The 9056-nt window shown below is 35.1% G+C and carries 9 protein-coding genes; 2 read left to right on the forward strand and 7 right to left on the reverse strand.

Annotation, left to right across the window (positions count from 1 at the left end; translation table 11 throughout):
- Positions 1-106 precede the first annotated feature (106 nt).
- From GW534_RS14865 to GW534_RS14890, 6 genes are all read right to left on the reverse strand, one after another.
- Positions 107-3301: a DNA translocase FtsK gene (locus GW534_RS14865; protein ID WP_246204200.1), complete on the reverse strand. Its 3195-nt coding sequence runs from the start codon at positions 3299-3301 to the stop codon at positions 107-109.
- 243 nt (positions 3302-3544) lie between these two features.
- Positions 3545-4156, reverse strand: coding sequence for a YtpR family tRNA-binding protein (gene ytpR / locus GW534_RS14870; RefSeq protein WP_161921773.1), 612 nt, complete (start codon positions 4154-4156; stop codon positions 3545-3547).
- Between the two features lie 6 nt (positions 4157-4162).
- Positions 4163-4972 carry a DUF1444 domain-containing protein gene (locus GW534_RS14875; RefSeq protein ID WP_161921774.1) on the reverse strand — a complete coding sequence of 270 codons (810 nt, stop codon included), beginning with the start codon at positions 4970-4972 and terminating at the stop codon, positions 4163-4165.
- Positions 4973-5019: 47 nt separating this feature from the next.
- Entirely contained in the window at positions 5020-5343 is a 324-nt protein-coding gene (locus tag GW534_RS14880) for a thioredoxin family protein (RefSeq protein ID WP_161921775.1), read from the reverse strand.
- A 125-nt stretch (positions 5344-5468) separates the two neighbouring features.
- Complete coding sequence (locus GW534_RS14885; RefSeq protein WP_161921776.1) at positions 5469-5999, reverse strand: DUF84 family protein; 531 nt, start codon at positions 5997-5999, stop codon at positions 5469-5471.
- Positions 6000-6105: 106 nt separating this feature from the next.
- Complete coding sequence (locus tag GW534_RS14890; protein ID WP_161921777.1) at positions 6106-7182, reverse strand: M42 family metallopeptidase; 1077 nt, start codon at positions 7180-7182, stop codon at positions 6106-6108.
- 225 nt (positions 7183-7407) lie between these two features.
- Here GW534_RS14890 and GW534_RS14895 point away from each other — a divergent pair, with 225 nt between their 5' ends.
- Both GW534_RS14895 and GW534_RS14900 read left to right on the forward strand, forming a co-directional pair.
- Positions 7408-7719: a PepSY domain-containing protein gene (locus tag GW534_RS14895; RefSeq protein ID WP_161921778.1), complete on the forward strand. Its 312-nt coding sequence runs from the start codon at positions 7408-7410 to the stop codon at positions 7717-7719.
- Between the two features lie 114 nt (positions 7720-7833).
- On the forward strand, positions 7834-8745 hold the full coding sequence (locus GW534_RS14900; protein ID WP_246204203.1) for a nuclease-related domain-containing protein: 912 nt from the start codon (positions 7834-7836) through the stop codon (positions 8743-8745).
- Positions 8746-8804: 59 nt separating this feature from the next.
- Here the strand turns inward: GW534_RS14900 and GW534_RS16245 are convergent.
- A partial coding sequence (locus tag GW534_RS16245; protein ID WP_210253482.1) for a hypothetical protein occupies positions 8805-9056 on the reverse strand: 252 nt, incomplete at its 5' end.

Consider the following 9056-nt stretch of genomic DNA (forward strand, 5'->3'; position numbering starts at 1 on the left):
AATAGTACGGAATTTTAAAAAAGTTTGTTATTTGTAATAAAAATGAAAGTAGGAACAATGAAGAGCTCTGTCTATAATTAGAGCTCTCCATTTATAAATAGTATTATCAATTTAGACCATTTAATTTTTCTAAATCTTGTTCAGTTATTAAAACATCCCGTGGTTTACTCCCCTTTGAATCCGTAATAATCCCTTTTTCTTCCATCATATCGATCATTCTTGCTGCACGATTATATCCAATACGAAATTGTCGTTGTAGGCTTGAAGTTGAAATATGCCCTTGTTCGACAGCAAATTTACAAGCATCGAAAAGTAATTCATCTTGTTCTTCAAAATCTGATTTTTTCATCAATTCTTCTTGCTCAAATAAATAATTCGGTTCACCTTGAGTACGTACATGATCGACAACTTTTTCAATTTCTTCATCGGAAATGAATGCACCTTGAATACGAATTGGCTTAGAAGTACCATTTTCGATAAAGAGCATATCCCCTTTACCTAATAATCGTTCTGCACCACTTACATCTAGAATCGTTCTCGAATCGATCTGTGATGAAACAGAAAAGGCTATTCTTGTCGGAACATTAGCTTTAATTAATCCGGTAATTACATCCACCGATGGTCGCTGTGTTGCAATTAGTAAGTGAATTCCACAAGCTCTAGCTTTTTGTGCAATACGGGCAATTGCCTCTTCTACATCGGCAGGTGCCATCATCATTAAGTCAGCTAGCTCATCGATAATAATGACGATATATGGTAAGCGATGTTTGTCATCAGCTCTTTCATTAAATTTACTAATATCTCTTACACCGAGATGGGCAAATAATTCGTAACGTCGTTCCATCTCTTCAACAGCCCATTTTAAACTTTGGGTTGCAGCTTTTACATTCGTAATAACTGGACTTATTAAATGCGGAATCCCATTATATGGAGCTAGTTCGACCATTTTTGGATCAATTAAAAGCAGTTTTACTTCATCAGGTCGTGCTTTATATAAAAGACTGACAATAAATGTATTAATACTTACACTTTTTCCTGAACCAGTTGCACCAGCAATTAAACCATGGGGCATTTTTTTCAAATCGGTCATAATCGGTTTACCTGTAATATCTAAGCCAAGTCCAACCGTTAGAGGGGATTCGGCCTCGATAAAGGCTGAGCGATCAATAATTTCTCGTAAAAATACCGGTCGTGCTTTACGATTTGGTACTTCAATTCCTATCGTATGTTTACCAGGAATCGGTGCTTCAATTCGAATGTCTCTTGCAGCCAAACTTAATTTAATGTCGTCCGTTAAGCTCGTAATTTTACTTACTTTTACTCCCATATCAGGAGACAACTCAAACCGAGTAACCGCTGGGCCGACGGAAACATTAACTACTTTTGCACCGACATTAAAACTTTTCAATGTTTGATCTAAAATTTCCCGTTGTTTTTCAATCCAATCTTCGTCTGACTGTTCAATTTGACGAATTTGCAAAAATTCACGTGATGGAAACTCATAATTTTCATAGGAAACGATTTTGTCGTTTTCTTCAATTTTTGTCGCTGCCACTTCATGGTTGGCAGAATTTTTTTGTTCGTTAACATCATTAGATTGTTGTGATTCAGTCTGTTGCTCATCGTTTATTTGTTGCGTTTCTTGTTTTGGCACTTCTTGCTTAGTTTCTGTTTGCCTTTGTAAAAAGCGATTTCTCGCTTGTATTGCTTCTTGTCTTCTCTTTAATTTTTCTCGATCAGATTTTAACATAATAACATTAAAAGGTATATGGCGTTTTGCAGTTGGTTGACGGGTTTCTTGTTCTTCAGAGTTTGTTAAGTCCTCTGCGCTCGGCTCATGATTTTCTTCACTTTGTTCGAACGATTCTACATCACTTTCGATGGATTCGTTCTTTTCGTGAATTTCATTATCTACAATTACATTTTCATCTTCTATTTCTACATCAGCAATCGCTTCATTTTCAATTACATGTGACGTTTCTTCACTTACAGACTTTGTCAATTCAATTTCAATTGCATCTGCTTCGTATTCAATTTTTTCATGAACGATTTCAGACTGTTCACTTATTTCCTCAATCAGCGAAGGCTCCTCTTCTGTCTCAGCCAACTCATTGACCGTATCACATTGATCATTTTCTATAATTTGTACCGATTCATGAACTGAGTCCTCTGTTCCATCAATGGAAGCCACTTCACTTTCACTTTGCGCTACATTTGTTGCATGTTCTACATCGTCATGAACGCTTTGATTAGATTCCTCAATTACTGGAACAATTACTTCAAATCCATCTTGTTCCTCAACCTCGCCAGTCGGATCGTGTTGATCATTTCCTGTAATTAGTGATTTACGAACATATTCTAGTGTTTCATCAATTAAAGACTCTTCAACTTCAATAAGTTCATTGTCAAATTGAGTAACGATTGTTTCTTGTTTTACATCTTCATAAACATTTTGACTGGACTCCTCAATTACCGAATTGAAATCTTCAGTTTCACCTTGAAGATTACTATCTTTTTCAAACTGATCAATCGTTTCATTCGGACCTTCAATTTCTACGAATTTTGTCGTTTCACCTTGTGAGTCTTTCTCTAAATCTAAATTGTCAATATTCTCATTTAACTTTGTATCATTAACTAATGCTAAGTCTTGGGTAATATTAACACCTAGATGGTGCCGATCATTCGTTTGTCTATCATTTTCTTTCATTTGCTGTTTTTCATCTATTTTTGATGGACTAGATTCAAAAGAGCTTAATTCAAACTCAACTACATCCGCTACTTTAGGTTCTTCCCTTTCCTTTACTCGTTTTTGAAAACCATAGATTGGTGAAGGAACTTCTGTAGGACGGAATCTACGACTGCCTATTTTCGGTTTTTCAGGCTGCTTTGATTGTTGCTTCTCTATTTTAGGCTTTTGCTGAAGCTCTTTTTTCTCAAAAACAGGCTTCCCTATTGGTTCAGTAACTCTTTTCTCTTGCTTTTCTGTATTTCTATTATGAATCTCCTTTAATTTCGGATATCGTTCATAAAGGCTATTTTGAATTTCTGAAATCGGTAATTTCTTAACAGGACGTGTTCCTTGTTTTCTATTAGAAAAAGTTTTCGGTGTTTTGACATTGGAACGATTATTTCGTGGATATTGATAAGCCACTCTCGTTTCCATTTCTATATAATCATCATTTGTTGCTTCTTGCTTTTTCTTCTTATTTTTATTGTCTTCCCATTCGATCTCTTCTTCATCTTCGTAATGGAAAAACAGTCTTTTCAACCAATCCATCATATCACTCTTTCTTAAATACATTCCCCTTAATTTTACTATAAAAAAGGGAATAAAAACATAGATTTATAAGTATACCATATCTTCGACGTGCTTTAATTGGTGTATCTGGAGCTAAACTTAAAAGGGCAATATCGGGATCGGAAAAAATAAACGCAAACATATTTTAATCTATAAAAATATCAAATCGGTTACAATAACATTATAATTTCATATAAAAAAGACTACTCGGATGTCCCCATCTTAGAGTAGTCTTTTATTTATATATTAAAATTCAAATTTAGCCCCAACTTCATAAGAATCTTCAAGGACTAGAATCCCCTTTTTCTCTGGTGCATTAGGTAAGCCTAGTTCTCGGGCTGAACAAATCATACCTGCACTTGGAACACCACGCAATTCAGATGGTTGAATAACGAGTCCATCAGGCATCACCGCACCAATTCTTGCAACAACAACCTTTTGACCAGCATCAACATTCGGTGCACCACATACGATTTGTAATTTTTCCGTACCTACATCAACTTTACACACACTTAATTTATCTGCATTTGGATGTTTTTCTTTTTCTTCAACATACCCAACGACAAATTTTGGTGCGAAATCTGCTTCTAGTTTTTCTTCAAAGCCATGTCCACCTAATAAATCATTAATTTTCTTTAAAAATACAGGATCGATATCAAGAGCTGCACGCTCACCTTGTTGTACATCGAAATATTTTGTCGCATTAAATAAGTTGTATCCGTAAGTTTCATTGGACTCTTCATTATAAATGCGAACTAAATCGCCTCTTTTTTCATAATTCATTTTATCGTAATCAACAGGTTTTAAATTAATTAATAGCGTATCGCCAATTCCTTCTTTATTATAAAATACTATCATTTCTCATTAATCCTTCCTTTTTGGTCTGTTATTTGCCATGATAAAAATTGGCATCAATTTGCCATCCTCATAATAAAATGATAACGATGTAATTGGAATTCGTCCATTCGTGTAAAAACTCATCGTCATTTGAGCTAACACATCGTAGCCGGTGTCATTTTTTATATCGGCCAAAATTAATACATCTTGATGCGGAATAGAAATAACGAGTTTACCTTCAACTTTCTCTTCCATTTCTTTTAAAAATGTTTCATTTAAAATCCGACTCGCATCATAGCCATCATTCGTGTTAAGGAAATAAAAATCATTACCGGCTACTGTATCTTTTTTCAAAGGTGTTGGTAGAGAACGCAAATTAAACTTTGCAATTTCACGAATTCGATTGGCGTCCCAACCTTCTTTTTCTAACATTTCCTCATCAATAATACGATATGTATTTCCTAAGTCAACCGCATAAAATATTCTCGTTTCAGCCGTATGATCATCATAAACAAGTTTGATACCATCTTTTTTAACGGTTTCGTGGGAAGTTGAGCGCATAACCGGAAAAATATCCTTTTCCTTTCCTATAAGCGTAACTTCTGTTGTCATCGCTTTTAAGCCTTCATTCACAAAGAAAACTATATCATCAATGGCAGCTTCTTTTTTCTCTTTCCATTTGGAAATAACGACGGGGATTGCAATTATAATCCCTTTCTTATTTTCGATATTTTCTATTCGCAATTCACTCGTATCACGATTAAATATAAACTTTCTACTTGGGTCTTGCAATCGTTCTTCTAAAATTTTTCTCATTTGTTGGACAGTCATCTTCATCGATTGTCCCTCCTTTCGACCCAAATTTCTAATTTAGAAAAATAATCTTACTGTACATCTAACTTATCTAAAAAGTTTTCAACTTCTTCCTTTGTTTTCCGGTCTTTACTTACAAAACGGCCTAATTCTTTTCCATCTTGAAACGCAACAAAACTTGGAATACCGAATATATCAAGCTCTTGGCATAGTTCAATAAATTCATCACGATCAACAGAAACAAATGTAAATTTATCTTTATACTTTTCTTCAATTTCCGGTAAAAACGGATCTAAAAAGCGACAGTCACCACACCAATCTGCCGTAAATAAAAACACATGAGTGCCGTTATTTTTCAATTGTTGAAACTCCTCAAGGGATTGCAAGTTTTTCATTTAAAAATCCTCCATTTTTTGAATATGTTTTATTGGAAAAATAGTCTATTAAGAGTTTAACAAAGCTTTTTTCATCTTTCCATCATAACGAATGACTTTCAACCTTTATTGAAAAGTCTTACTTTTTATAACTTAATCTGTTTTTGAATGATCGCATATTCAAGTTGACCTTTTAACATTTTAACAACATGGGTAAACATATCATCTCGATTAACGGTTCCATTCGTAAAAATACCAATTGCCCCTTCATGGGAACGTATATTTTCTTTCTTACAAAATTCATCCATTACAGGACCGAGTTCTTCACCTTGTCGCAGTCTTTCACTAATCACTTCCGGTAGCAATATTCGTGCTCCACCAGCAATAAGTGGGTGTTCTTCATATCCTTTTACAACAACCGCGCCCCAATTACAAAGCATAAGCCCGAATGGCGTTTCTGTCACACCGCCTTCTAGCCCTATACCGAGTGTTCGATCTGTTTCAGCGACTGCTTTTTTTGCCCGATTAATGGCTCCGGTTATTGTTTCATCATCGGAAAACGGTTGTTCACTAACACCAGAAGGTACTTTAATACCAATTATATCCATTTCTGTTCCAAATACGTTTTTTACTGCTTGAAGTTTTGCGGGATTTTTTGTACCAACAACGATTTTCATACTTTCCTCACTCTATATAATTTTAGAAAAAGCAACCAGGGAACAGTGGGCCCCGATTGCTTTTCCATTTTACTACATTTAGTTTAGCTAACTTATATCCATTTCATTACCCATTTTGCTTAATTGTTTCAACAGTTGACTTATCACAAGCTTTAACTAATTTTACTAACAATTCTTTTGCTGCAGCATAATCATCAACATGAATAATTGAATTATGGGAATGAATATAACGAGCGCAAATACCAATTACTGTACTTGGAATCCCTTCATTTGATAAATGAATTTGTCCTGCATCTGTACCGCCTTGGGAAACAAAATATTGATAAGGGATATTATTTGATTCAGCTGTATCAAGGACAAACTCACGCATTCCACGATGTGTTACCATTGTTGGATCGTAAATACGAATTAGGGCACCTTTTCCAATATGACCGAACTCATTTTTATTACCTGTCATATCACTCGCTGCACTAGCATCTAATATAAAAGCTAGATCTGGTTTAATCATATATGCTGATGTACGTGCACCGCGTAGGCCAACTTCTTCTTGTACTGTAGCACCTGAGTAAAGTGTGTTTGGTAGCGTTTGACCGTGAAGTTCTTTTAATAATTCAATGGAAAGTCCGCACCCATAACGGTTATCCCAAGCTTTTGCCATAATTTTTTTCGGATTTGCCATTACTGTAAATTCACTAACGGGTACAATTGGTTGACCAGGTCTAATGCCAATATTTTTAGCATCTTCTTTATTATCTGCACCGATATCAATTAATAAATCTTTAATTGGTGTTACTTTATCTCGACTTTCCTGACCTCTTAATAAATGTGGTGGGATAGAACTAATTACACCTTCAACAGGTCCATTATCTGTATATACGCGTACACGTTGTGCTTGTACAACTTGCGGTGACCAACCACCAATCGTTTGGAAACGGATCATGCCACTATCAGTGATTGAAGTTACCATGAATCCTACTTCGTCCATGTGGCCAGCGACCATGATTGTTGGATCGTCTTCCTTACCATGTCGTACACCAAATATACTACCTAAGCCGTCTTGTACAATTTCATCAGAGTATTTCGCTAATTGTTCTTTCATAAATTTTCGAACATCATGTTCATTTCCTGACGTTCCTGGTAATTCCGTTAACGTTTTAAATAGTTCTAATGTTTCTTGATTCATATAATCCCTCTTTCTTTAAAATATCCGAACTTTAATAAGGTTGTGCTCTGTTGTGAATTCTCTAATCAGATTGGATGATTTTTTCCTATGTATCGTACAAAACTATTGTACATAACTTTTTACTCCTTGGCTAATATGTAATATTTTTCAAAAACTTGGCGTTTTTTTCTGAATAGTATTTTTAGGGAAAAATCGATATAATTTTTGTAACAGGAGGCGATGAACTTGAAAATAAAACATTTTTTAATGGGTGCTACTTGTGGCTTTGCTGTTGGTTTTTTAGCACAAGCATTTTTGAAAAATAACCAATTTCTTTCTTCTGAAGATGTGATTAAAAAAGTGAAGGACGCTTTGAAAACGGACGGAAGAATTTCAGGTTCATGGATTATGACAAAACCTGAAACATTGGAAAGAAATATGATTACATATCATGTTTACCGAGGTGGAATTACAAAGTTAACAGATACCGAGCAAATTAATATGGAATTTTTAGCAGACGCAAAAACAGGCACGATTTTAGAAGTGGAGAAAATTTAATTAATCTTGGTGGCTGACTGTGTAAATTTTTATTTTCACAGTCTTTTTCATTGTTTATGAAGATAGAAAATTCAGCAAAATTGTTGTACTATATTTTTGAAAGGGGGAATATTATTGGTACCATATAAAAAGCGTGAAAAATCGCAGCTGCACAAAACTCTAGAACTATTAGATGCACGAATGGAGTTGCCAGACGATAAGAAACGATATTACCATGCTTTGAAAAAAGGGTATGAAGGAGAGAGAATGTTTGATCGTTTTCTTGAACAATCGTTACATAATGATTGCTACGTTTTAAATGACCTATTATTACAACACAACAATACAACTTTTCAAATTGATAATCTGCTTATCTTTTCCGAACTTGTATATCCCTTTGAAGTGAAAAATTTTGACGGTGATTATTATTATGAAAATGAGCAAATTTTTAGTAAATCAGGTTTAGAACTCGTAAATCCCTTAAATCAACTTAGTAAAACCGAATCATTACTTCGCAAGTTACTACAAAGCCTTAATTTCCCACTTCCTCTATCTCCAAAAATTGTCTTTATAAATCCCGAATTCACCCTTTACCAAGCTCCCTTAGATAAGCCATTCCTTTTCCATTCGCAACTTCACCGCTTCTTTAAACAGTTAAACGAACAACCCTCTCACTTAACCGAAAAACATAAATGGCTAGCAAATAAACTAATCTCTCTTCACATAAGTGACTATCCTGTTCAACAATTGCCTAAATATCGCTATGACGAATTACGAAAAGGAATCATATGCGAGAATTGCAGCTCATTCGCTCTTGAAATAGTTGGCCAAAAATGCGTTTGTAGAGAATGTAAGCATGTTGAAGTTGTTCGTGATGCGATCTTACGGAGTGTATGGGAGTACAAGTTACTGTTTCCGGACCGGGTGATTACAACTGCGAACATTCATGAATGGTGTCAGATTATCGAATCAAGAAGACGAATCAAAAGAGTGTTAGATGAGAATTTTGAAATTGTTGGTAGTAATCGATGGATTTCTTACAAATAGATGATATTGTAAATAGAAGAAGGCTATTTAATTCTTGAGTGGTGTGCTCGTGGACATTTTCAGGCCCTTGCGCTAGTCAATTGTCCACGAGTGCTCTTATCGATGGCATTTCTTTGCTCTGGCACTTGCCTTTTGTCTTCGAAACCTCTTCTCGATGACATTTTCATGCTCTTGCACTTGCCTTTTGTCTTCGAAACCTCTTCTCGATGACATTTCTTTGTTCTGGCACCAGCATTTTGTCTTCGAGACGCATTCTCGATGACATTTCTTTGTTCTGGCACCGGCATTTTGTCAACGAGACGCATTCTCGA

Source organism: Pallidibacillus pasinlerensis, assembly GCF_009996845.1.
Taxonomy (GTDB): Bacteria; Bacillota; Bacilli; order Bacillales; family Caldibacillaceae; genus Pallidibacillus; species Pallidibacillus pasinlerensis.

What these genes read in the sequence shown, in the direction of transcription:
- GW534_RS14885 (WP_161921776.1), bottom strand. Translation starts at nt 5,999, where the DNA reads ATGAAAATCGTTGTTGGTACAAAAAATCCCGCAAAACTTCAAGCAGTA.
- GW534_RS14875 (WP_161921774.1), bottom strand. Translation starts at nt 4,972, where the DNA reads ATGAAGATGACTGTCCAACAAATGAGAAAAATTTTAGAAGAACGATTG.
- ytpR (WP_161921773.1), bottom strand. Translation starts at nt 4,156, where the DNA reads ATGATAGTATTTTATAATAAAGAAGGAATTGGCGATACGCTATTAATT.
- GW534_RS14880 (WP_161921775.1), bottom strand. Translation starts at nt 5,343, where the DNA reads ATGAAAAACTTGCAATCCCTTGAGGAGTTTCAACAATTGAAAAATAAC.
- GW534_RS14890 (WP_161921777.1), bottom strand. Translation starts at nt 7,182, where the DNA reads ATGAATCAAGAAACATTAGAACTATTTAAAACGTTAACGGAATTACCA.
- GW534_RS14865 (WP_246204200.1), bottom strand. Translation starts at nt 3,301, where the DNA reads ATGTATTTAAGAAAGAGTGATATGATGGATTGGTTGAAAAGACTGTTT.